Source organism: Tersicoccus phoenicis (assembly GCF_001968835.1).
Taxonomy (GTDB): domain Bacteria; phylum Actinomycetota; class Actinomycetes; order Actinomycetales; family Micrococcaceae; genus Tersicoccus; species Tersicoccus phoenicis.
In genome coordinates this window covers 106,836-129,856 of the sequence record NZ_MRDE01000016.1, presented here as the reverse complement: position 1 = coordinate 129,856, position 23,021 = coordinate 106,836, and the positions used below count along the sequence as shown (strand labels likewise).

General features: G+C 70.4%; 20 protein-coding genes and 1 pseudogene. 17 read left to right on the top strand and 4 right to left on the bottom strand.

The features are described from left to right. Nucleotides 1–58 precede the first annotated feature (58 nt). From uraD to BKD30_RS03190, 4 genes are all read left to right on the top strand, one after another. Complete coding sequence (gene uraD, locus BKD30_RS03205) at nucleotides 59–553, top strand: 2-oxo-4-hydroxy-4-carboxy-5-ureidoimidazoline decarboxylase (protein ID WP_076701847.1); 495 nt, start codon at nucleotides 59–61, stop codon at nucleotides 551–553. Beyond that, a complete protein-coding gene (gene uraH, locus BKD30_RS03200; protein WP_076701844.1) occupies nucleotides 550–891 on the top strand; it encodes a hydroxyisourate hydrolase in 342 nt (113 codons plus the stop codon). Before uraD ends, uraH begins: the two co-directional genes overlap by 4 nt. A 3-nt stretch (nucleotides 892–894) precedes the next feature. After that, nucleotides 895–1,800 carry a factor-independent urate hydroxylase gene (gene pucL / locus BKD30_RS03195; protein WP_076701841.1) on the top strand — a complete coding sequence of 302 codons (906 nt, stop codon included), beginning with the start codon at nucleotides 895–897 and terminating at the stop codon, nucleotides 1,798–1,800. 64 nt (nucleotides 1,801–1,864) lie between these two features. Next, nucleotides 1,865–3,403: a nucleobase:cation symporter-2 family protein gene (locus BKD30_RS03190; RefSeq protein ID WP_076701838.1), complete on the top strand. Its 1,539-nt coding sequence runs from the start codon at nucleotides 1,865–1,867 to the stop codon at nucleotides 3,401–3,403. A 140-nt stretch (nucleotides 3,404–3,543) separates the two neighbouring features. Here the strand turns inward: BKD30_RS03190 and BKD30_RS03185 are convergent, their stop codons facing one another. Next, on the bottom strand, nucleotides 3,544–4,632 hold the full coding sequence (locus BKD30_RS03185; protein ID WP_083955966.1) for a DUF2332 domain-containing protein: 1,089 nt from the start codon (nucleotides 4,630–4,632) through the stop codon (nucleotides 3,544–3,546). A 189-nt stretch (nucleotides 4,633–4,821) separates the two neighbouring features. Between BKD30_RS03185 and BKD30_RS03180 the strand changes: the two genes are divergently transcribed. Beyond that, entirely contained in the window at nucleotides 4,822–6,591 is a 1,770-nt protein-coding gene (locus BKD30_RS03180) for an L-lactate permease (RefSeq protein ID WP_076701836.1), read from the top strand. A 52-nt stretch (nucleotides 6,592–6,643) separates the two neighbouring features. After that, entirely contained in the window at nucleotides 6,644–8,035 is a 1,392-nt protein-coding gene (locus BKD30_RS03175) for an FAD-binding oxidoreductase (protein WP_076701833.1), read from the top strand. A gap of 36 nt (nucleotides 8,036–8,071) precedes the next feature. On the opposite strand, the gene BKD30_RS03170 is transcribed toward BKD30_RS03175, so the two are convergent. Further along, nucleotides 8,072–8,839: an IclR family transcriptional regulator gene (locus BKD30_RS03170; RefSeq protein ID WP_076701830.1), complete on the bottom strand. Its 768-nt coding sequence runs from the start codon at nucleotides 8,837–8,839 to the stop codon at nucleotides 8,072–8,074. 249 nt (nucleotides 8,840–9,088) lie between these two features. Between BKD30_RS03170 and BKD30_RS03165 the strand changes: the two genes are divergently transcribed. The 9 genes and pseudogenes from BKD30_RS03165 to BKD30_RS03125 all read left to right on the top strand — a co-directional run bounded on the left by BKD30_RS03165 (nucleotide 9,089) and on the right by BKD30_RS03125 (nucleotide 19,627). Next, entirely contained in the window at nucleotides 9,089–9,892 is an 804-nt protein-coding gene (locus BKD30_RS03165; RefSeq protein WP_076701828.1) for a hydroxypyruvate isomerase family protein, read from the top strand. Nucleotides 9,893–9,981: 89 nt separating this feature from the next. Next, on the top strand, nucleotides 9,982–10,887 hold the full coding sequence (locus tag BKD30_RS03160) for a 2-hydroxy-3-oxopropionate reductase (protein WP_076701825.1): 906 nt from the start codon (nucleotides 9,982–9,984) through the stop codon (nucleotides 10,885–10,887). An 11-nt stretch (nucleotides 10,888–10,898) separates the two neighbouring features. Beyond that, on the top strand, nucleotides 10,899–12,674 hold the full coding sequence (gene gcl, locus BKD30_RS03155; RefSeq protein ID WP_076701823.1) for a glyoxylate carboligase: 1,776 nt from the start codon (nucleotides 10,899–10,901) through the stop codon (nucleotides 12,672–12,674). A 41-nt stretch (nucleotides 12,675–12,715) separates the two neighbouring features. After that, nucleotides 12,716–13,858 (top strand): annotated as a pseudogene (locus BKD30_RS16440) (glycerate kinase); the annotation flags it as partial. Between the two features lie 360 nt (nucleotides 13,859–14,218). Further along, nucleotides 14,219–15,541 carry an allantoinase AllB gene (gene allB, locus BKD30_RS16435; protein ID WP_076702167.1) on the top strand — a complete coding sequence of 441 codons (1,323 nt, stop codon included), beginning with the start codon at nucleotides 14,219–14,221 and terminating at the stop codon, nucleotides 15,539–15,541. 108 nt (nucleotides 15,542–15,649) lie between these two features. Next, a complete protein-coding gene (locus BKD30_RS03140; RefSeq protein ID WP_076701821.1) occupies nucleotides 15,650–17,239 on the top strand; it encodes an NCS1 family nucleobase:cation symporter-1 in 1,590 nt (529 codons plus the stop codon). Nucleotides 17,240–17,290: 51 nt separating this feature from the next. Beyond that, complete coding sequence (locus BKD30_RS03135) at nucleotides 17,291–18,025, top strand: aspartate/glutamate racemase family protein (RefSeq protein WP_076701818.1); 735 nt, start codon at nucleotides 17,291–17,293, stop codon at nucleotides 18,023–18,025. 121 nt (nucleotides 18,026–18,146) lie between these two features. After that, nucleotides 18,147–18,506, top strand: coding sequence for a hypothetical protein (locus BKD30_RS03130; RefSeq protein WP_076701815.1), 360 nt, complete (start codon nucleotides 18,147–18,149; stop codon nucleotides 18,504–18,506). A 110-nt stretch (nucleotides 18,507–18,616) separates the two neighbouring features. Then, a complete protein-coding gene (locus BKD30_RS03125; RefSeq protein WP_076701813.1) occupies nucleotides 18,617–19,627 on the top strand; it encodes an LLM class flavin-dependent oxidoreductase in 1,011 nt (336 codons plus the stop codon). A gap of 272 nt (nucleotides 19,628–19,899) precedes the next feature. Here the strand turns inward: BKD30_RS03125 and BKD30_RS03120 are convergent, their stop codons facing one another. Together BKD30_RS03120 and BKD30_RS03115 are read right to left on the bottom strand one after the other, a co-directional pair. Next, nucleotides 19,900–20,667, bottom strand: coding sequence for a DUF2785 domain-containing protein (locus BKD30_RS03120; protein WP_159440533.1), 768 nt, complete (start codon nucleotides 20,665–20,667; stop codon nucleotides 19,900–19,902). Nucleotides 20,668–20,722: 55 nt separating this feature from the next. Beyond that, nucleotides 20,723–21,394, bottom strand: a complete 672-nt coding sequence (locus BKD30_RS03115; RefSeq protein ID WP_076701810.1) for a response regulator transcription factor — start codon at nucleotides 21,392–21,394, stop codon at nucleotides 20,723–20,725. A 122-nt stretch (nucleotides 21,395–21,516) separates the two neighbouring features. Here BKD30_RS03115 and BKD30_RS03110 point away from each other — a divergent pair, with 122 nt between their 5' ends. Continuing rightward, nucleotides 21,517–22,266, top strand: a complete 750-nt coding sequence (locus BKD30_RS03110; protein ID WP_076701807.1) for a phosphatase PAP2 family protein — start codon at nucleotides 21,517–21,519, stop codon at nucleotides 22,264–22,266. 28 nt (nucleotides 22,267–22,294) lie between these two features. Next, nucleotides 22,295–22,909: a DedA family protein gene (locus BKD30_RS03105; protein ID WP_076701805.1), complete on the top strand. Its 615-nt coding sequence runs from the start codon at nucleotides 22,295–22,297 to the stop codon at nucleotides 22,907–22,909. Nucleotides 22,910–23,021: the final 112 nt, after the last annotated feature.

Below are 23,021 nucleotides of genomic sequence, written 5' to 3'. Positions count from 1 at the left end.
GGGCGGGCGACCGCATCGATCGAGAGGCCGGCGGAGTCCGGCCGAGGAGGCTCTCCCCATGCAGCTCGCCGAGTTCAACGGACTCGACCACACCGCCGCCGTGGCCGCCGTGCGGCCGTGCATCGACATCGACCGCTGGGTCGACGCGGTGGTGGACCACCGGCCGTACGCCTCCGTCGAGGAGCTGCTGACGCAGGCGCGCCGGGCCGCCGACCCCTTCACCGACGCGGAGCTCGAGAGCGCGCTGGCGCACCACCCGCGCATCGGCCAGCGGGCGGAGGGCGGCAGCGCCGAGGCGAACCTGTCCCGGTCCGAGCAGGCCGGCCTGGTGGTCGACGCCGACGTGACCGAGCGCCTGCGGGCGGGCAACGTCGCCTACGAGGAGAAGTTCGGTCGGGTCTTCCTGATCCGGGCGGCCGGCCGCAGCGCCGAGGAGATCCTCGCCGTCCTGCAGGAGCGCCTGGACCACACCCCCGAAGAAGAACTGCCGGTGATCGCGGACCAGCTCCGCCAGATCGCCGTGCTGCGCCTGGAAGGAATCGTGACGCCATGACGGTCAGCCACGTCACCACCCATATTCTCGACACCGCCTCCGGCAAGCCGGCGGCCGGTGTGAGCGTCCAGCTCGAGGCCCGGCGGGCCGACGGCTGGACGGAAATCGGCAGAGGAATGACGGATGCGGACGGCCGGGTCAAGGACCTCGGCCCCGAAAAGCTCGATGCGGGGGACTACCGCATCGAATTCGCCACCGGCGAGTACTTCGAGCGGAACGGAACGGAGTCGTTCTTCCCGTTCGTCTCGCTCGCCTTTTCCCTGCGGAATCCTGAGCAGCACTATCACGTCCCGCTGCTCATCAGTCCGTTCGCATATTCCACCTACCGAGGGAGCTAGACCATGACCACGCAGAACACCAACGCGACCGGCAGGATCGTGCTGGGCCAGAACCAGTACGGCAAGGCCGAGGTGCGCGTCGTCCGTGTGACCCGCGACACCGAGCGCCACGCGATCGAGGACCTGAACGTCACCTCGCAGCTGCACGGTGACTTCCTCTCGGCGCACACCGAGGGCAACAACGAGCACGTCGTGCCCACCGACACGCAGAAGAACACCGTCTACGCGTTCGCGCGGGAAGGTGTCGGCTCTCCCGAGCAGTTGTTGCTGCGGCTGGCCGACCACTTCATCGGCGACTTCGACTGGGTCACCGGCGGTCGCTGGGCGGCCGAGCAGTACGCCTGGGACCGGATCAACGATCACGATCACGCGTTCGTGCGCAACAACCGCGAGGTACGCACCGCCGTCGTGCACGCCGACGGGCAGCAGCGCACCGTGATCGCGGGCGTCGAAGACCTGACCGTGCTCAAGTCCACGGGGTCCGGCTTCGCGGGGTACCCGAAGGACACGTACACCACGCTGGCCGAGACCGACGACCGGATCATGTCCACCGACGTGAAGGCCCGGTGGCGGTACACCACCACGGACGTGGACTTCAACGCGGTGTACACGGACGTGACGTCCATCCTGCTGGCGAAGTTCGGCGAGAAGTACTCGACCGCCCTGCAGCAGACGATGTTCGACATGGGCAGTGCGGTGCTCGAGGCGCACCCCGAGATCGCCGAGATCAAGCTCTCCCTGCCGAACAACCACCACTTCGTCGTCGACCTCTCCTTCGCCGGCCTGGACAACCCCAACGTGGTCTTCTACGCCGCCGACCGTCCGTACGGCGTCATCGAGGCCACCATCCGCCGGGAGGACGCCGACGACGCCAGCGCCGTCTGGGCGACCGTTCCCGGCTTCTGCTGATCCCGTTCACCGGTCGGTGGGTGGCCACGTCCACCCACCGACCACCGCCAGGAGGTTCACTCACATGAGTTCTGCCCGCACCACCCGCGCGTCGGCCCCGGCGCGCCCGGAGGACGAGCGGCTGCCGGTCGGCAAGTCGTTCGGCTACGGCCTGCAGCACGTCCTGACCATGTACGGCGGCATCATCGCCCCGCCGATCATCATCGGCAACGCGGCCGGCGTCACGCCGGATCAGATCGCGCTGCTGATCGCCAGCTGCCTCTTCGTCGGTGGTCTGGCCACCATCCTGCAGACCGTCGGCATCCCGTTCTTCGGCTCCCAGCTGCCGCTCGTCCAGGGCACCTCGTTCGCGTCGGTAGCCACCCTGACCGCCATCGTCACCGGCGGTGGCGGACTGCCGGCGGCCTTCGGCGCGGTGTTGATCGCCTCGCTGATCGGCCTGCTCATCACCCCGTTCTTCTCCATGGTCGTCCACCTCTTCCCGCCCGTGGTCAACGGCGTCGTGATCACCGCGATCGGCCTGTCCCTGCTGCCGGTCGCGGGCAACTGGATCATGGGCAACAACGCGAAGGCACCCGACTACGGCAGCGTGGCCAACCTCGGGATGGCCGGGCTGACGCTGCTGATCATCATGCTGCTCTCCAAGGTCGGCAGCGCCGCCATCTCCCGGCTCTCGATCCTGCTCGGCCTGATCATCGGCACGGTCATCGCCGCGGTCACCGGCATGGCCGACTTCTCCAAGGTCGGGACGGGCGCCGTCGTTGCCTTCCCGCAGCCCTTCGCGTTCGGGCTGCCGACCGTCCCGGTCGCCGGCACCATCTCGATGGTGATCGTGGTGCTGGTGATCATGACCGAGACGACGGCGGACATTCTGGCCGTGGGGGAGATCGCCGGCTCCCGGGTGGATGCCCGCCGGGTCGGCAACGGTCTGCGCGCCGACATGCTGGCCTCCACGGTCGCGCCGGTGTTCAACGGGTTCACGCAGAGCGCCTTCGCCCAGAACGTGGGCCTGGTGGCCATCACCGGGGTCAAGAGCCGTTTCGTCGTGACCGCCGGCGGCGTCATCCTGGTGGTGCTGGGGCTGGTGCCCGTGGTCGGCCGGATCGTCGCCGCCATCCCGTACCCGGTGCTCGGCGGTGCGGGCGTCGTCCTGTTCGGCACCGTCGCCGCCAGCGGGATCCGCACGCTGGCGAAGGTCGAGTACCGGAACAACCTCAACCTGGTGATCGTGGCGGTGTCCCTGGGCTTCGGCATGCTGCCGATCGTCAGGCCCACCATCTACGACAAGTTCCCGGACTGGTTCGCCACCATCTTCGACTCGGGCATCAGCTCGGCCGCGATCATGGCTATCCTGCTCAACATCCTGTTCAACGTGATCACTGCGGGGAACACGCCGGACGCCTCGGTGTTCGCCGCGGGACCGGTGCGGATGGTCCGTGACGACGAGCTCGAGGCGCTGGAGGAGGGCGACTACTTCCAGGGCGGGAAGCTGATGGACAAGGACGGCAACGTGGTCGAGGTGGTCACGCCGGCGGTGTTCGACGAGGCGGTGAAGACGGGAGCGATCCAGCGCGTGCCCCGCAACGGGAACACCGCGCACTGAGGAACACCGCGCGCTGAGGAACACCGCGCGCTGAGAAGACCCAGCCTCCTGACCGGCCGTCGCTCCCATCGCGGCGGCCGGTCAGTGCTGTGCCGGTAGGGCTGTGCTGATCAGTGCTGTGCTGATCAGTGCTGGACTGATCAGCGTTGTGCCGTTTCCCACCGGGTCGGGATGCCGTGCGCCGGCGCGGTGCCGAGGACCCGGACGGCGTCATCGTCGCCGGCGCCGTGCCACAGCCGGCCGGTCACCGGGAAGCCGTGCCGGAACCGGTCGCCCGGTTCCATCGCCAGGTGCAGGAACGGCGCCGCCGCGGTGGCCCGGGCACCGATCCGGTCGATCGCCGCCGCGCTGTTGGCGGCCTCCTGCGGTTCGATGTACTGCCACATCACGGAGTGCCAGAGCACGGTCAAGGACCCGGCCCGGGGTTCGATGCCCTCGATGAACGGCAGGGCGCTGACCCGCTCGAGCCGGGCCGGCACCCGGTGGGCGACGTCGATCGCCCCGCGCAGCCGCCCCATCCGGGCGCTCTGGTCCGGCCACACGAACGACATCAGCCGCAGTGCACCCTCGTCCGTGGCGGCATCGATCGGGTTCAGGTCGCCGCCGACGCGTTCGACGACGTGGACGCGGTCCGGCGCGCCCGCGGGGACCGACGTCCAGGCCCCGGAGAGACGGACGGGGGAGTCGACCGGGCCCCAACCGGCGCCGTCGTCATCCGTGTACCGGTAGTGATCGGCCCGCAGGTTCAGGCCCCCGGAGGTGCCCAGCTCGTACAGCCGGACCGGCGTGCGCGGGTCGACGTCGCCCCGTCCGAGCACGGTGAGCAGCCCGCCGAGCAGGGCGGCGGAACGGCCCACCTCGTTCGTCTGGGGAGCCAGGTCCAGGCCCTGGCGCAGGGCGTCCCGCTGGGTTTCCAGCAGTTCGCGCAGCGCGACCCAGGCGGCTTCGACGTCGTCGCCGCCGCCGCAGCTGGGCAGATGCGCCGCCAGGGCGGGGGCCCGCCCGGCCAGGGCCAGCCGATGCGCCGTGCCCAGGAGCCGGAGGGAGAGCGCATCGGACTCGGGTCGTGTCTCGTGACCGGCGATCACCGCCGCGGTCGGGCCGCCGTCGAGCAGATCATCGGCGAGCCGGGGCAGCAGCGTGGCGTAGAGCGGGGAGCCGAGCCGACCGCACGCCGTCCCCTGGTTCCGGAAGTGGGTGGCGACGTCGGTCAACAGCGTGCTCGTCATGGGTCGATTCTCCGCCTGCGGAGGCGAGTTGGCCGCGGCACGGGTAACAGCGCGTAGTCCGCCTTGTGGTCCGACCATTGACTATGATCTGCGTTACATCTAGCGTTCGACTGACTCGGAATGGTGACTCCACCATCCGAGAAGCCGCGCTCGCGGCCCGTCCCGGCGAACATCGGCAAAGGAGCCCGTGTGACCACCTTCCAGCAGCTCGTGGACCCGCTCGGGTCGCTGCCCCTGTCCGCCCTCGTTGCGGCCCTGCCCCTGCTCCTGCTGTTCGTGATGCTCGGGGTGTTCCGGACCAAGGCGTGGAAAGCGGCGGTGGCCAGCCTCGTCCTGTCCATCCTCCTCGCCGTGGTGCTGTGGCGGATGCCGGTCGGGCAGACGCTCTCGGCCACGGCGGAGGGCGCCTTCTACGGGATCTTCCCGATCCTGTGGATCCTGATCAATGCGCTCTGGGTCTACCAACTCACGGTCGCCTCGCGCTGGTTCGACGTGCTCGGCGCCACCATCCGGTCCATCTCGAGCGATCTGCGCATCCTGGCCGTCCTGATCGCCTTCTGCTTCGGCGCGCTGCTCGAGGCGCTCGCCGGATTCGGTGCGCCGGTGGCGATCACCGCGGCGATGCTGATGGCGGCCGGGATGAAGCCGCTCAAGTCGGCCATGGTCTCGCTGCTGGCCAACACCGCCCCGGTGGCCTTCGGGGCCATGGCGTCCCCGGTGATCGCGCTCAGCGGCGTCACCGGGATCCCGCTCGGCACGGTCTCCGCCATGGCCGGCCGGCAGACCCCGTTCCTCGCCCTCCTCGTCCCGCTCCTGCTGGTGCTGCTCGTCGACGGGCGCCGCGGTGTGCGGCAGACCTGGCCGGCCGCCGTCGTCGGTGGCGTGACCTTCGCCGTGGTCCAGTTCCTGACGTCCAACTTCTTCGTGGTCGAGCTGACCGACGTCCTCGCCAGCCTGGTCTCCATCGTGGCGGTCCTGCTGCTGCTGCGGGTGTGGACGCCCGCCACGGCCGGGGCGGACGCCGTCGAGTCGGGTGCGGATGCGCGGGCCGAGGTGGAGGCCGAGGTCGCCGGTTCGGCGCGTTCGGCCCGCTCGGCCGGCGGTGCTTCGACGGCGACCGTGTCCCGCTCGACCGGGGACGCGACCGGGGACGCGGACACCGGTCCGGTCCCCGGTGCCGCCGGTGCCGCCGGTTCGGCCGAGGGCCACTCCCGGCCCACGGGGCGGGAGATCTGGATGGCGGTCGCTCCGTACCTGGTCATCATCGTGGTCTTCTCCCTCTCCCAGCTGCCCGCGGTGAAGACCTGGCTCACCGCCGTCGGCGGCTTCTCCTTCCGCTGGCCCGGACTGGACGTCGTGGACCCGACCGGCAAGCAGGTCGCCTCCCAGGTGATCCGTTTCGACCACCTCAAAGCCACCGGCACGCTGCTGCTCATCTCCGGGTTGATCACGCTCGTGCTCTACCGGATCCCCTTCCTGCGGGGCGTGCGCATCTACGGGGAGACCCTCAAGATGCTGCGCTGGACCATCCTCACGGTCAGCTCGGTTCTCGCCCTCTCGTTCGTCATGAACCTCTCCGGGCAGACCGGCACCCTGGGCATGGCGCTGGCCTCCACCGGCGGATTCTTCGCGGTCCTGTCGCCGCTGCTCGGCTGGATCGGGGTGGCCCTGACGGGCTCGGACACGTCCGCCAACGCGCTCTTCGGGCAGCTCCAGGTCACCGCCGCCAACCAGACCGGCCTCTCGCCCGTGCTGATGGCCGCGACCAACTCCTCCGCGGGTGTGCTCGGCAAGATGCTCTCCCTGCAGAACCTTGCCGTCGCGGCCGCGGCCGTCGGCCTCGACGGTGCGGAGAGCACGCTGTTCCGGCGACTGATCGGCTGGAGCCTGGGCCTGCTCGTCCTGCTCACCGGCCTGGTGGTGCTGCAGACCGGCGTCCTCGCCTGGATGGTGCCGTGACCCCGACCCGTCCGATCCCCGCCACCCGCCCGTCCGATCGAAAGGGCTGATCATGACCGTCCATGCGGGGCCGAGTGCCCCTGCCGCAACCACCGAGACCGTCACCACCGCGTTCGCCGCCCATCCGCGCGCGACGACGGATCCGGCCGCCCGGGCCGCCGCCGCCACGGACCGGTCCGGGTACGAGCCGCCGACACCGCCGGACGCCGTCGTGCACGCCGAATCCGTCGACGACGTCGTCCAGGCCGTCCGCCTCGCGCACGAGCACGGCATCCCGCTCGTTCCGCGCGGCGCCGGCACCGGGCTCGCCGCGGGGTCCAGTGCCCACCGCGGCCAGGTGGTCGTCGACGTCTCCCGGATGAACCGCATCCTGCAGATCGATCCCGTCGAGATGATCGCCGTCGTCGAACCGGGGGTGCTCAACGCCGAGGTCAACGCGGCGGTCAGGGAGCACGGCCTGTTCTACGCCCCCGATCCGGCCAGCACGGCGATCTGTTCGATCGGCGGCAACATCGCCACCAACGCCGGGGGCATGTGGTGCGCGAAGTACGGGGTCACGCGCGAGTCCGTCCTCGGGCTGCGGGTGGTGCTCGCCGACGGCACCGTTCTGACGACCGGGCGCCGCACCATCAAGGGCGTGACGGGATACGACCTCAACGCGCTGTTCATCGGCAGCGAGGGCACGCTCGGCATCGTGGTCGAGGCGACCCTGCGGCTGCGTCCGCGGCCGGTGCGGACGGAGACCCTCGCGGCGTACTTCGACGACGTCGAGACGGCCGGCCGCGCGGCCAGCGCCATCACGGCGGCCCGGATCCAGCCCTCCATCCTCGAACTCATGGACGGGCCGACCCTGGAAGCCGTGGACCGGGCCGGCGGCACGCGCCACCGGGAACTCGGCGGCGCGTTCCTGCTGGCCCAGACCGACGGCTACGGCGCCCACCTCGAACTCGACGCGATCACGACGGCGATCACCCCGTTCGCCTCGCACGTGCACCGAGCCGCGGACGACGCCGAGGCCGCCGCCCTGGTCACCGCGCGCCGGGACGCCATCCCGGCCCTGGAGCAGCTCGGCCGGGTCTCGATCGGCGACATCGCGGTGCCACGGAACCGCCTCGCCGACGCGTTCGCTGGCCTGGAGGAGATCGCGGCGCGGACGGGTGTGCGGATCTTCAGCGTGGCGCACGCCGCGGACGGCAACCTGCACCCGATGATCGTCGTCGAACCGGACGAATCGATCACGGAGGGACCGGCGAAGGCCGCCCTGGGGGAGATGTTCCACCTCGCCCAGCGCCTCGGCGGGACCCTCACCGGCGAGCACGGCGTCGGGCTGCTCAAGCGGCAGTGGGTGGGCGAGGAGCTCGGCGAGACGTCACTGGCACTGCAGCGGGCGATCAAGTCGGCCTTCGACCCGGCCGACATCCTCAACCCCGGCAAGGCGATCTGACACCCGCCGCCCCCGCCGGTGGCGGCCCCGCAGCCGCTACCGGCGGTTGAGTTCTTCGCCGATCCGGGCCGCGGAGGCGCGCAGCAGCGGGACGGCGCGGGTCGCGAAGTCCTCACCGACCCGGGTGGTGGGGCCGGAGACCGAGATGGCGAGCGGGGTCGGCGCATCCGGCACGGTGACGGCGAAGCAGCGGACCCCGAGTTCCTGCTCGCCGTCGTCAACGGAGTAACCGCGCTGGCGGATCTGCTGCAGATCCGCCAGCAGGGAGGACACGGTGCCATGGGTGTACCGCGTCGGGGTGGGCATCCCGGCACTGGCGACGATCCGCTCGACCCGCTCGTCGGGCAACTGGGCCAGGATCGCCTTGCCGACGCCGGTGGCGTGCGTGTGCGCCCGCCGGCCGACCTCGGTGAACATCCGCATCGCGTGCGGGGAGGGCTTCTGGGCGACGTAGACGATCATGTCGCCGTCCAGCATGGCCATGTTGGCGGTCTCACCCAGGTTGTGCACCAGCGCCGACAGCTCCGGAGCAGCGAGCGACCCCAACTGCCGGCCGGCCTTCTCGCCCAGCTGGATCAGCCGGGCGCCCAGCCCGTACTCGCGGGACGGCAGTTGCCGGACATACCCCAGGGCCACCATGGTGCGCAGCAACCGGTGGATCGTCGGCAACGGGAGCTTGGACGCCACGGCCAGGCCACTGAGCGAGATCTCGCCGTCGGCGTCGGCGATGGCCTCGAGCAACTCGAAACCCCGCTCGACGGACTGCACGCCCGATGAGCGGGCCGGAGCTGGATTCTCTGTCATCGACGCACCTCGATCGGGAAAAGGCCAGGGCAGCTGTCGGTCCCGTGGACGAGCCGGAGCTGGACGAGCCGGAGCTGGACGAGCCGGAGCCGTGTGTTTCCACCATACAGAAACGGATGATCAGAAATGTACGGCCCGGCGGGTTGACCTGGCTCACATCCGGGACCTAATCTTTTCGCAAGACAGTATCGCGCTTCCACGATATGAAATCGTCGTGATAGCGCGACCGCCAAGGGTGAGGAGCCAGCCATGACCCGATACACCGTGAACAGCTCGATCCTGCTGACCGACCTGCCGCTGCTCGAACGGCCGGCGGCGGTCAGGAAGGCCGGCTTCGACGCGGTGGAGTTCTGGTGGCCGTTCCCCGTCGCTGTGCCCGGTGACGCCGACATCAGCGCCTTCGAGTCCGCCATCACGGACGCGGGCGTCAGCCTGACCGGGCTGAACTTCTTCGCCGGTGACATGCCCGCCGGCGAGCGGGGGCTGGTGTCCTCGGTCGCCCGGCGCCGGGAGTTCGCGGACAACATCGACGTCGCGATCGGCATCGGCGAGCGGCTCGGCACCACCGCGTTCAACGCGCTCTACGGCAACCGCTCCGACGACGCGTCCGCCGAGCAGCAGGACGAGGTGGCCCTGGAGAACCTGGCGGCCGCCGCGACCGCGGCCGCCCGGATCGGTGCGGTCGTCCTGCTCGAACCGGTCAGCGGCACCGAGACCTACCCGATCAAGACCGCGGCACACGCGCTGGCCGTCATCGCCGCGCTGCGGGAGCAGGGCGTCACCAACGTCAAGCTGCTGGCCGACTTCTACCACCTGTCCGTCAACGGGGACGACGTGGACGCGGTGATCGCCGCGTACGCCGCGGACTTCGGTCACGTCCAGATCGCGGACGCACCCGGTCGGGGCGAGCCCGGCAGCGGGGACCTGCCCCTGGCCCGGTGGATCGACACCGCCGCCGCCGGTGGCTACACCGGGCCGGTCGGCCTCGAGTACAAGGCCACCGGGGACGACCCGTTCGCGTGGCTGCCGGCCGAGCACCGCAGCGGCGCCTGAGCCAGCCGGCCGGCCCTTCCCTTCAGCTCTGCACCCACCCCTGATGTCCACATCAGGACCACGACGACGATCGAGGAAGTGACGAACCAATGAGCAGCATCGCAGTGATCGGGCTGGGCATCATGGGCCTGCCCATGGCCAGGAACCTGGTGACCGCCGGCCACCAGGTCGTCGGCTACAACCGCAGCCAGGACAAGATCGACGCCCTCGTCGAGGCGGGCGGCACCGGCGCCGGCAGCGTCGCCGAAGCGGTCGCCGACGTCGACATCGTCATCACCATGGTCCCGGACTCGCCCGACGTCGAGGACGTCGTCTCCGGCGATGACGGTGTCTTCGCCCACGCGAAGCAGGGCACCCTCTGGATCGACGCGAGCTCCATCCGCCCCGACGTCACCCGCCGGCTGGCCGACGCCGCCCGGGACGCCGGCGTGCGCCCCCTGGACGCCCCGGTCTCCGGCGGGGAGCAGGGCGCCATCGACGGCGTGCTCTCCATCATGGTCGGCGGCGACGCCGACGACTTCGCCGACGCCCAGGATGTGCTGAACGTGGTCGGCAGGACCGTGGTGCACGTGGGCCCCTCCGGCTCGGGCCAGACGGTCAAGGCCGCCAACCAGCTGATCGTGGCCGTCAACATCGAGGTCCTGGGCGAGGCGATCGCCTTCCTGGAGGCCTACGGGGTCGACACCGACGCCGCCCTGAAGGTGCTCGGCGGCGGCCTGGCCGGCTCGAAGGTGCTGGACCAGAAGGGGCAGAAGATGCTGGACCGCGAGTTCGCGCCCGGCTTCCGCCTCGCCCTGCACCACAAGGACATGGGCATCGTCACCTCGGCTGCCCGCGAGGCGAACGTCGCCATTCCGCTCGGCGCGCTCGTCGCCCAGCTGGTGGCCGCGACCGTCAACCAGGGCGACGGCGGGCTGGACCACTCCGGCCTGTTCAAGCAGGTGCTGCAGCTCTCCGGCCGGGATGCCGGGACCAGCGCCGAGACCACCGCGTAGGGAGACCGACCATGGCGAGAATGCGAACCGTCGACGCCGTCGTCGCGATCCTCCAGAAGGAGGGCGCCACCGAGGCCTTCGGCCTGCCCGGCGCCGCCATCAACCCGTTCTACTCCGCGATGCGCGCCCACGGCGGGATCCGGCACACCCTGGCCCGGCACGTCGAGGGCGCCGCCCACATGGCCGAGGGGTACACCCGCTCGGCTCCCGGGAACATCGGCATCTGCGTCGGCACCTCGGGCCCGGCCGGCACCGACATGATCACCGGGCTGTACTCGGCGTCCGCCGACTCCATCCCGATCCTGTGCATCACGGGCCAGGCGCCGGTGGCGAAATTGCACAAGGAGGACTTCCAGGCCGTCGACATCGCCGCGATCGCCGGCTCCGTCACCAAGATGGCGATGACGGTGCTCGAGCCCGGCCAGGTCCCCGGCGCCTTCCAGAAGGCGTTCCACCTGATGCGCTCGGGCCGGCCCGGTCCCGTGCTGCTGGACCTGCCCATGGACGTCCAGCTCGCCCAGATCGAGTTCGACATCGACGCGTACGAGCCGCTGGCCGTGCACCGCCCGGCGGCCACCCGGATCCAGGCGGAGAAGGCCCTGGACCTCATGGTCGCCGCGGAGCGACCCTTGATCGTCGCCGGCGGCGGCATCATCAACGCCGACGCGTCCGACCGGCTGGTAAAGCTCGCGGAACTGCTGAACGTGCCCGTGATCCCGACCCTGATGGGCTGGGGCGCCATCCCGGACGACCACCCGCTGATGGCCGGGATGGTGGGCCTGCAGACCTCCCACCGGTACGGGAACGCGACGTTCCTCGAGTCCGACTTCGTGCTCGGCATCGGCAACCGGTGGGCCAACCGGCACACCGGTGGCCTGGAGAAGTACACGGACGGGCGCACCTTCGTGCACGTGGACATCGAACCGACGCAGATCGGCCGGGTGTTCTCGCCGCACCTGGGCATCGTCTCCGACGCCGGTGCCGCCCTGGACGTGCTGCTCGAGGTGGCACGGGAGCGCAAGGAGCAGTTCGCCATCCCGGACTGGGACGTGTGGGCGAAGGACTGCGCCCTGCGCAAGAGCACCCTGCAGCGCAAGACGCACTTCGACGCGGTCCCGATCAAGCCGCAACGCGTGTACGAGGAGATGAACCGGGCGTTCGGCAAGGACGTCACCTACGTCTCCACCATCGGTCTGTCCCAGATCGCCGGCGGCCAGTTCCTGCACGTGTACGGCCCCCGGCAGTGGATCAACGCCGGGCAGGCCGGCCCGCTGGGGTGGACCGGGCCGGCGGCGCTCGGCGTCGTGCGGGGCAAGCCGGGCGAGACGGTGGTCGCCCTGTCCGGGGACTACGACTTCCAGTTCATGATCGAAGAACTCGCGGTCGGGGCGCAGTTCAACCTGCCCTACCTGCACGTCGTGGTCAACAACTCCTACCTCGGGCTGATCCGGCAGTCCCAGCGCGGTTTCGACATGGAGCAGAACGTCTCCCTCGCGTTCGAGAACATCAACGCGCCGCAGACCCAGGGCTACGGTGTGGACCATGTCACCGTCGTCGAGGGCCTGGGCTGCAAGGCGATCCGGGTCACCGACCCGTCCGCCCTGCAGGACGCCCTCACGCAGGCTAAGTCCCTGCTGGACCAACACCGGGTGCCGGTCGTGGTCGAGGTGATCCTGGAGAAGATCACGAACATCTCCATGGGCACGGAGCTGGACAACGTGACCGAGTTCGAGGCCCTGGCCGAACGCGGCGAGGACGCCCCCACCGCGGTCGCGCTGCTCGACTGAGCGCACCGGAAGCACCCGCCGAACGGATCGGAACGAGAGCCATGCACCACGCGGCCAGTGACCACCGGCGCATCGTCGTTGCCTCCGACAAGTTCAAGGGTTCGGTGACGGCGGCGCAGGTCGGAGCGGCCCTGACGGCCGGGATCGGCGCCGTGCGGGACGACGTCGTGGTCGACGTCGTCCCCGTGGCGGACGGCGGGGAGGGGACGCTGGAGGCGGCGATCGCGGCCGGCTTCGACCGCCGCGTCGCCGTCGTCCACGGGCCCACCCTGGAACCGGTCCAGGCGCCCTGGGCGCTGCGGGGCACCGAGGCCTTCGTCGAAATGGCCACGGCCTCCGGCCTGGACCTGCTGCCCGGCGGCGAGCCGGCGGCGCTGACGGCGACCAGCCACGGCACCGGGGAGCTGATCCGCGCGGCCCTCGATGCCGGTGCGCGGCGGATCGTCCTCGGCGTCGGTGGCAGCGCGAGCACCGACGGCGGCAGCGGGTTGCTGGTCGCCCTCGGGCTCCGGCTGCTCGACGCCGACGGCGCGGAGCTGCCGGCCGGCGGCGGGGCGCTGGAGTCGCTGGACCGGGTCGACGCGTCGGGGCTGGAGCCCCGGTTGGGGCAGGTCGAGGTCGTCCTCGCCAGTGACGTGGACAATCCGCTGCTCGGCGAACGCGGGGCCGCCGCCGTCTTCGGGCCCCAGAAGGGCGCCACCGCCGACGACGTCCGCCGCCTGGACGCCGGTCTCACCCGGTTCGCGCGGCTGCTCGGCGACGCCCTCGGCATCGAGGACGAGCGGTTCGAGGACCGGCCCGGCGCGGGCGCCGCCGGCGGCGTCGGCTACGCGGCGCTCGCCGCGCTGCACGCCCATCGCGAGGCCGGCATCGACGTCGTCCTCGACCTCGTCGGACTGGCCGACAAACTTGAGGGCGCCGAGCTGGTGATCACGGGCGAGGGCAGTCTGGACCAGCAGTCCCTGCACGGCAAGACCCCGATAGGCGTGCTGCAGGCCGCTCGGCGGGTGGGCCTGCCCGTGCTCGCGGTGTGCGGGCGCAGCCTGCTCACCGCCGAGCAGGTCGAGGCCGCCGGCTTCGCCGGCCTGTACCCGCTCAGCGAGCTGGAGCCGGATCCGGCCCGCAGCATGGCCCACGCGGCCGAGCTGCTCGAGCAGGTGGGCCGAAGGATCGCGGCCGAGCTCCCCACGGCAGACGGCACCTATGATGCACCTCACACTGAACGCACGGAACGACGACGAGGACATGTCATGACGGAGAAGGACGAACAAGCTGCCGGCCGTGAACGGGAGAACCCGGACACCGTCGCCCAGGAGGACTCGGCGCGTTCGGCGACGAAGCCGGCGCCGCTGGAGCAGGCCTACCAGGCGGAGCAGCACCGGAAGCTCTCGGTGAGCGAGAACGTCAACGACCCGGACCGGATCCGGGGCCTGATCGCCGACTTCAAACGGGAGCACGGTCTGCCCGACGACCCGGCCGAGGAGAACCCCCACCCGGGCGCCACCGACCGTGGCACCGACGCCCGCGACGACCAGCGGTTCGACCTGGTGATCCGGGGCGAGCGGATCCTGACGACCGCCGGCATCGTGGCCCGTGAGGTCGGGGTGCGCGACGGGCGGATCGTGGCGATCGAACCGCTCGGCGCCCGACTGTCCGGCGCCGAGGAACTCGACCTCGCCCCCGACGAGACCCTGATCCCGGGCCTGGTCGACACCCACGTGCACATCAACGAACCCGGCCGCACCGACTGGGAAGGGTTCGCCACCGCCACCCGGGCCGCGGCCGCCGGCGGCGTCACCACGGTGCTGGACATGCCCTTGAACTCGATCCCGGCGACGGTGAACGCGCCGGCCCTGGAGTACAAGCGGCTGTTCGCCCGGGACCAGTCGTTCGTCGACGTCGGCTTCTGGGGCGGGGCGATCCCCGGTAACAAGCCGCACCTGCGCGAACTGCACGACGACGGCGTGTTCGGGTTCAAGTGCTTCCTGCTGCACTCGGGGGTCGACGAGTTCCCGCACCTGGAAGCGGACGAGCTCGAGGAGGATCTGGCGGAGCTGAAGACGTTCGACTCCCTGATGATCGTGCACGCCGAGGACTCCCGGGCGATCGACCGGGCCCCGCACCCGGAGGGCGACGTCTACGACAACTTCCTCCGGTCCCGGCCCCGGGGCGCCGAGAACCTGGCCATCGCCGAGGTGATCGAACGCACCCGGTGGACCGGTGCCCGCGCCCACATCCTGCACCTCTCCTCCTCTGACGCGCTGCCGATGATCGCCACCGCCAAGGCGGACGGACTCGATCTGACGGTGGAGACCTGCCCGCACTACCTGACGCTGCTGTCCGAGGAGATCCCCAACGGCGCGACCGCGTTCAAGTGCTGCCCGCCGGTGCGTGAGGTCGGCAACCGGGAACTGCTGTGGGAGGGCCTGATCGACGGGACGATCGACTTCATCGTCTCGGACCACTCGCCGTCGACCCTGGACCTGAAGGACCTGGAGAACGGCGACTTCGGCGTCGCCTGGGGCGGTGTGTCCTCGCTGCAGCTGGGGCTCGCGCTGATCTGGACCGAGGCACGGCGCCGCGGCGTCGACCTGCCCCGGGTTATCGAGTGGATGGCCACCCGCCCCGCCCAGCGGGCCGGGCTGCGGTCCAAGGGCAAGCTGGCGCTGGGCTATGACGCCGACCTGGCCGTGTTCGCGCCCGACGAGGCGTTCGTCGTCGACGCCGGGAAGCTGCACCACAAGAACCCGATCACCCCCTACCAGGGCAAGGCCCTCTCCGGCCGGGTCCGCCGCACGTTCGTGCGCGGGCAGGCCGTCGACTTCCAGCAGCCGCACGGGCGACTGCTCCGCCGCGGCGAGGCCTGAGGCCCCGCCCGTCCGGGGTCCACGACCCCCCCCGACCACCGCGGTGGTCCCTCGATATGTCCGGCCGGACGGCGCCGACGTCGCCCGCCCCAGTGGAAGGTCCGACCCATGTCCGAGAAATCACCGGCCCAGCAATCACGCGATGCCGCCGACGCCCGCTACCGGGCGCCGCGCACCGACCCCGAACCGTGGGGCACGGGTGACCCCGGGGTGGACGCCATCACCCACGTGCCCGGCACCACCGCCCCGATCCCGCTCGGCGTCAGCCCCCGGCTCTACAACGGCGACCTGGCCCCGACCACCCGGAGGGGTCGCACCTGGCACGCCTACAGCATCTTCACGCTCTGGGCCAACGACGTGCACTCCCTGGGCAACTACGCCTTCGCGATCGGGCTGTTCGCCCTCGGGCTCGGGGGCTGGCAGATCATGCTGGTGTTCCTGCTCGGCTCCGCCCTGCTCTTCGCCCTGCTCAACCTCTCCGGCTTCATGGGGGAGCGGCTGGGCGTCCCGTTCCCGGTGTTGAGCCGGATCGCCTTCGGGGTCCACGGCTCTCAGATCCCCGCCGTGGTCCGCGGTGGCGTGGCCGTGATCTGGTTCGGCATCCAGACCTACCTCGCCTCCGTGGTGCTGCGGGTACTCATCGTCGCGCTCGCCCCCGGCCTGAAGTCCCTGGACACCGACTCCGTCCTCGGCCTGTCCACCCTGGGCTGGATCTCCTTCCTGATCCTGTGGGTGGTGCAGGTGATCATCGTCAGCTTCGGGATGGAGATGATCCGCAAGTACGAGGCGTTCGCCGGCCCGATCATCCTGGTCACCATGCTGGCCCTGGCCATCTGGGTGTTCACCCAGGCCGGAGGGATCGCCTGGTCCACGCCGGGCGCCCTGACCGGGGGCGAGATGTGGGTGCGGATCCTGCAGTCCGCCGCCCTGTGGGTCGTGGTCTACGGCACCTTCGTGCTCAACTTCTGCGATTTCACCCGGGGTGCGCCGTCCGAGAAGTCCGTCGTCCGCGGCAACTTCTTCGGCATCCCGATCAACATGTTGTTCTTCGCGGCGATCGTCGTCGTCCTCTCCGGTGGCTCCTACCGGCTGAACGGCAACGTCATCGAGTCCCCGACGGACGTCGTCAACGCGATCCCCAACACGTTCCTGCTCGTGCTGGCCTGCCTGGCGCTGATCGTGCTCACCATCGCGGTGAACCTGATGGCGAACTTCGTCGCCCCCGTCTACACGTTGGCCAACCTGTTCCCCCGCAAACTGAACTTCCGCCGCGCGGCGATAGTCTCCGCCGTCATCGGCCTGGTGATCCTGCCCTGGAACCTGTACAACACGCCGGCGATCATCGTCTACTTCCTGGGCGGGCTCGGCGCCCTGCTCGGGCCCCTGTTCGGCGTCATCATGGCCGACTACTGGCTGGTGCGGAAGGGCCGGGTGAACGTACCCGACCTGTACTCGGACGAGCCGGACGGCGACTACGCCTACACCCGGGGGGTCAACCGGAAGGCCGTCATCGCCGGCACCCCGGCCGCCCTGGTGGCGCTGGTCCTCGCCCTGGTGCCCGCCTTCACCTTCATCTCCGGCTTCTCCTGGTTCGTCGGTGCCATCCTGTCGGCCGTGATCTACCTGGCCATCGTCGACCGGCACGCGGACTTCCGTTCCGTCGACGGCGAGAGCATCGCGGTCCGGCCCCGGCACTGACCACCACATCCCGATCCATCGCCACTGACCACCCCCGCGAAAGGCAGTCCCGTGCGCATCCTCGTCGCCAACGTCAACACCACCGGGTCGATGACCGACGCCATCGCGGCCGCCGCCCGCGCGGTGGCCGGCCCGGACACCGAGATCGTGCCGATCACGCCCGCGTTCGGCGCCGAGTCCGTCGAGGGCAACCACGAGTCCTACCTGGCGGCGGTCGCGGTGCAGGAGGCGGTGCGCTCGTACGCCGCGACCGCCGAGGAGCCGTTCGACGCCGTCATCCAGGCCGGGTACGGCGAGCACGGCCGGGAGGGACTGCAGGAACTGCTGGACGTGCCGGTCGTGGACATCACCGAGGCCGCCGCCTCCACCGCGCAGTACCTCGGGCACCGCTACTCGGTGGTGACGACGCTGGACCGCACCGTACCGCTGATCGAGGACCGGTTGCTGCTGGCGGGGCTGTCCGCCCGCTGCGCGTCGGTCCGCGCGTCGGGCCTGTCCGTGCTCGAACTCGAGCAGGACCGCGACCGCACCGTCGCGGCCCTGGTGCGGGAATCCACCCTGGCGGTGGAGCACGACCGGGCTGAGGTGATCTGTCTGGGCTGCGGCGGGATGGCCGGGCTCGCCGAGGCCGTGCGCGAGGCCACCGGGGTGCCCGTCGTCGACGGCGTGACCGCGGCGGTCACGGTCGCGGAGTCCCTCGTCCGGCTCGGCCTGTCCACGTCCAAGATCCGCACCTACGCACCCCCGCGTCCCAAGCGGATCGTCCGGCCGGTCGCGGAGCGGTGAGACCTCGTCCGACGCGGGGCCGGGTCCGCTGCGCGGCCGACGTCGAACGCTTGTACCGCCGGTCGCCAGCCCGTAGCATGAACTGACCTGTACGCAGCCAAGTTTCCGTGGGGGGAACACTGTGAATGCATCGTACTCCGTCGTGCTGGACCGTGGTCTCAATGCACCGGACGCCCTGGAACGCGTCGTCGTGCCCGCCGCCTCCCTCGAGGAGGCTCGGCAACTGCTCGGCACCGTCATCTCCGGGGGCAGCCCACTGTTCGTCTCGCACGGGCGGCGCACCGACATCGTCGGGGTGAAGGAGGACCACTTCATCCTCGTCACCAAGGGCCGGTTCGGCACGATCAAGGACATGACGCGGGCGCAGATCGTGGTCTCCCTCAGCCCGGCGATCGACCGGGCCGCGAAGACGAACGTGCGGCCGGGGGCCGTGCTGTTCTCCGGCGTCGAGCAGAACGCGCCGGACCTGCTCGTCTCCTGACTCACCCGGAATAACTCCTCCTACCCGCGGTTGTACCCGGGGAGACGGCGTGTGCCCCGGATTTCCGTCGCGGGTCGCGCCATGCGGACGAGAAGGGGAAGGGGTGAACCGTGGTCGCGCTCTCCATCCTCGACCTGGTTCCACGCAGCGAGGGGCAGGACGCGACCGACGCCCTGCAGGCCAGCGCCGATCTGGCGGTGGTCGCCGACGCCACCGGGTACCGGCGGCTCTGGTACGCCGAGCACCACAACACCGGGGTGTTCCTCAGTTCCGCCACGGCGCTGCTGGTCGGCCGCGCCGCGCAGCTGACCGAGCGGATCCGGGTGGGCTCCGGCGGAGTGATGCTCCCCAACCACCCGCCCCTGACCGTCGCCGAGCAGTTCGGCACCCTGGCCGCCATCTACGGCGACCGGATCGACCTGGGACTCGGCCGCGCGCCCGGAACGGACCCGCGCACCGCCGCCCTGTTGCGCCGCGGGGACTCCTCGGAACCGGCCTTCGCTGCCGAGATCGCGCAGTTGCAGGCCTGGTTCGGCGATCAGCGGCAACTGCCGGTCAAGGCCGGTCCCGCCCTGAACCGGCACGTCCCGCTGTGGGTACTCGGCTCCTCGACGGCCGGCGCCATGGTGGCCGGCCAGCTGGGCCTGCCGTACGCGGCCGCCTCGCACTTCGCCCCGCAGAGCCTGATGGACGCCCTCGCGGTCTACCGGCAGTACTTCGACCCGCAGGCCCCCACCGCGCAGCTCGACCGGCCGTACGCGATGGCCGGCGTCAACGTCGTCGTCGCCGACACCGACGACGAGGCCGAGCGCCAGTTCACCACCCACCTGCAGATGGCCCGCGGCATCGTGCGCAACGACCGGCGCGCCCTGCTGCCCCCCGACCCGGCCGCCGTGGACAGCTGGGACCCGTACGAACTGGCGATGGTCCGCTCCCGGCTCACCGCCAGCGCCGTCGGCAGCCCGGCGACCGTGGGCGAGCAGCTCGACCGGTTCGTGGCGACGACCGGGGTCGACGAACTGATGACGGTGACCTACACGCACGACCCGGCGGTGCGGCTGCGGTCGGTCCAGTTGCTCGCGGAAGCCGTCCGACCGGAGGTCGACGCGGTCCACGGCTGACGCCGACGATTTGCTCATGCTCGAGGCCCTGCCACCCCGGGTGCGGACAAAAGTAGAGCAACTTGCACTGGAACGGCGAGAGCGAGCGACGTCTCGGGAGACGCACCACAGGCTCGCTCCGCCCCATGCAAAGCGAAAGGCCCAAGATCCAGTCGTCCGGCTGGGGTTCTCAGGCCTTCTTCCCGACCCGTCGTAACGGGAGGCAAGGATTACTCTACCGATCTGACCGTGAAGAGGCACCACGACCGATCGAGGATTTTCCCCGCGTCTGGTCAGTTGCGCGTGGCTCTCCACATCCAGGGTGTGACCACATGGAGGACATCCGCCAGTGCTTCCCGCACGGCCTCGGCGTTCGACACGCTCAGTTCGGTGTCGGCGTAGAGCAGACGCGTGGCGATCAGGAGGTGGACCATGCGCAGCGTACGCATGGTGTTGGTGGCGAACGGTGGAACCGGACCGGGCTCACCCGCGGCGAAGGCATGCCGCACCGGGTCCAGCCACGCAACAGCGTCCTCAGCACTCAGCTGGGAATTGGCCAGGGTCACCGCGATCGCGTAGCCGAGCCGGTCATCCTCCTGCTCGCGCCACACCGACGGTTCGGGGTTCAGCATTCGCTCCACCGCTGCATCGAGGACATGGCGGGGACGGCGAGCGGTGTGCCCGAAGGCAGCCAAGGCATCGGCTCCGTGTGCGACGACGTGAACCCACCCCCGCTGCGGATCGTAGCCGGTGACTTCTCGCTCGGTGACGTACCACCGGGCGAAGCGGGAGAACCACCCCGGTTCCTCGACCCCGGCGCGCACAACGTAGGCCAGCACGAGAGCGGCGAAGCTACGAGCCTCCACCCGGGGATGCTCCAGTCGTTTGACGAGTGACTCACCCAAGGTGCGGAGCCGTTGGTCGTCGAGAGTGCCACTGGTGACAAGGTCGATGAGCGGCCACGTCGAACCTTCGTCGCGCACTGCAGGATCCGGTGCTTCCAGGCCGTCGAGCAAGGTGAGAACTGTCGCATCGAGGTCCACCGCGGGGTCGTTGGTCACCCGGGTCATGCTAGGCGAGGCCGACCAGCCCGAGGTCAGCAGGACCCACACCCCGTCAGTCGGCGTTGATCCGGTATCCCATCCCGCGGACCGTGGACAGCGTGGACACCCCGAAGGGGGCGTCGATCTTCTTGCGCAGGTAGGCGATGTACACCTCGACCACGTTGTCGCCGCCCTCGAACATGGGGTCCCACACGTTGTCGAGGATCTCGGCCTTCGACAGCACGTCCCCGGGATGGCGCATCAGAAAGGTCAGCAGTCCGAACTCCCGGGGGGTCAGTTCGATCGTGGTTCCGTGCCGGCTGACCGCCCGGCGGGCCGGGTCGAGCACCAGGGAGCCGACGGTCAACTGCACCGGCCGCTCCGGGGCACCGCGTCGGATCAGGGCCCGCAACCGGGCGACCAGGACCAGGAAGCTGAACGGTTTGGTCAGGTAGTCATCGGCCCCGAGGTCGAACGCGTCGGTCTGGTCGTACTCCCCGTCCTTGGCGGTCAGCATCATCACCGGCGTCCAGATCTGCCGTTCGCGGATCTCCTTGAGCACCGCGTAACCGTGCTTGCCCGGCAGCATCAGGTCGAGCACGATGACGTCGTACGGATTCTCGGTCGCCGCCCAGAGGCCGCTGATGCCGTCGTGGACGACGTCGACGACGAAGCCCTCCCCGGTCAGCCCGCGGCGGACCGTCTCGGCGAGTGCCTTCTCGTCCTCGACCAGCAACACGCGCATCCCTGACACTCCTTCCGTGGACTCGCTCTCGGTAGCCAGTATCGACCGATGTTCCTGAGCGTATTCTGAGGAACCCTGCTTCTCTCAGCCTTTCCTCAACACGGTTCGCGGACGCTGGTCCCATGACGAACGATCGCCCCGTGCCCGAACCCCGACCCGTTCGGCCGGTCCCGGCCCGACCCGCCGAACCGCTCTACCGGCGGTGGCGGTCGTGGTGGCTGCCCGTCCCGGGCGTGGTCCTGCTCGTGCTGACCCTGATGGTGGGCCTGGCCATCCGCGCCTACAGCGTCACCAGCCCCGACATGACCGTCGACCTGGAGATCAGTGAGGGGCGCAATCCGCTGCTGAACGCGGTCGCTCTCGGCGTCCACTACGGCATCGGACCCCTGGGCGCGGTCATCCTGCTGGCCGCCATCTGCCTGTGGCTCGCCGTCGTGCGCAAGGATCTGCTGCAGGCGCTCACCTTCGGGTCCATCACCTCGATCGGCTGGCTCAGCTCCGAGATCGGCAAGGTCGTCGTCGCCCGGGTGCGGCCCCCGCACGAGACCCTGCACGCCCTGGTGCTGGAGACGGGGAGCGCCAGTTTCCCCAGCGGGCACACCGCCTTCGCCGCGGCCCTGTCCTGGGCGGTGGTCCTGGTGCTGACCCGGCCCGGCGTGCAGCGTCGGTGGCTGGTCGCCGCGGCCATCGTCTTCACCGTCGGTGTCGGCCTGTCCCGGCTCTATCTCGGGGTGCACTACCCCACCGACGTGACCGCTTCCGTGGTCATCGCCACGGCCGCGCTCCTGATCTGGTTGCCGATCTGGAACCGGCTCATCGAGCCGGCGCTGCGCGGTTCCCGGTTGCGGCCCCGGTTCATCACCGGCGCGTGACGCCGGCCGGATCGGAGGGCGGACCGCCATGGGATCGGTGATCGACGGCATCGTGGGGATGAACACGGTCCTGGCGGCCGTCATCATCGCCGGGCTCGTGCTGGCCGAGGACGCCCTGTTCATCGGCTTCGTGATCCCGGGCGAGACGGCGGCCATCATCGGGGGCGTGATCGCCAGCCGCGGGCACGTCGGCCTGCCGGTGATGATCGCCGTGGTGGTCTTCGCCGCCGTGCTCGGTGACACCATCGGCTACGAAGTGGGCCGCCTGCTCGGCGCCCGCGCCCTGGCCCACCGGTCCCTGCGCCGGCACCGGCCGAAGCTGGACCGGGCTCAGGACCTGCTGCGGCGCCGCGGCGGGGGCGCGGTCTTCCTCGGCCGGTTCACCGCGTTCTTCCGGGCCGTGATGCCCGCACTGGCCGGGACCGCGCGGATGCCCTACCGCCGGTTCCTGCTCTTCAACGCGGCCGGGGGAATCATCTGGGGCACGGCCGCCGTCACCCTCGGCTTCCTGGCCGGGAACTCCTACCGGGCGGTCGCTCACACGGCCGGGACGGCGACCGCCGTCGTCGTCGCCCTCGTCGTCGTGGTCGCGGTGATCATCTGGCGGGTCCGCGTCCGACATGTGCAGCGCGCCCGGCACTGAGATCGATCCCAGCAGCACCGATCACAGCAGCACCGATCACAGCAGCACCGATCCGAGCAGCACCGATCACAGCAGGATCGATCACAGCAGTGCCGATCAGAGCAGCGCCGAT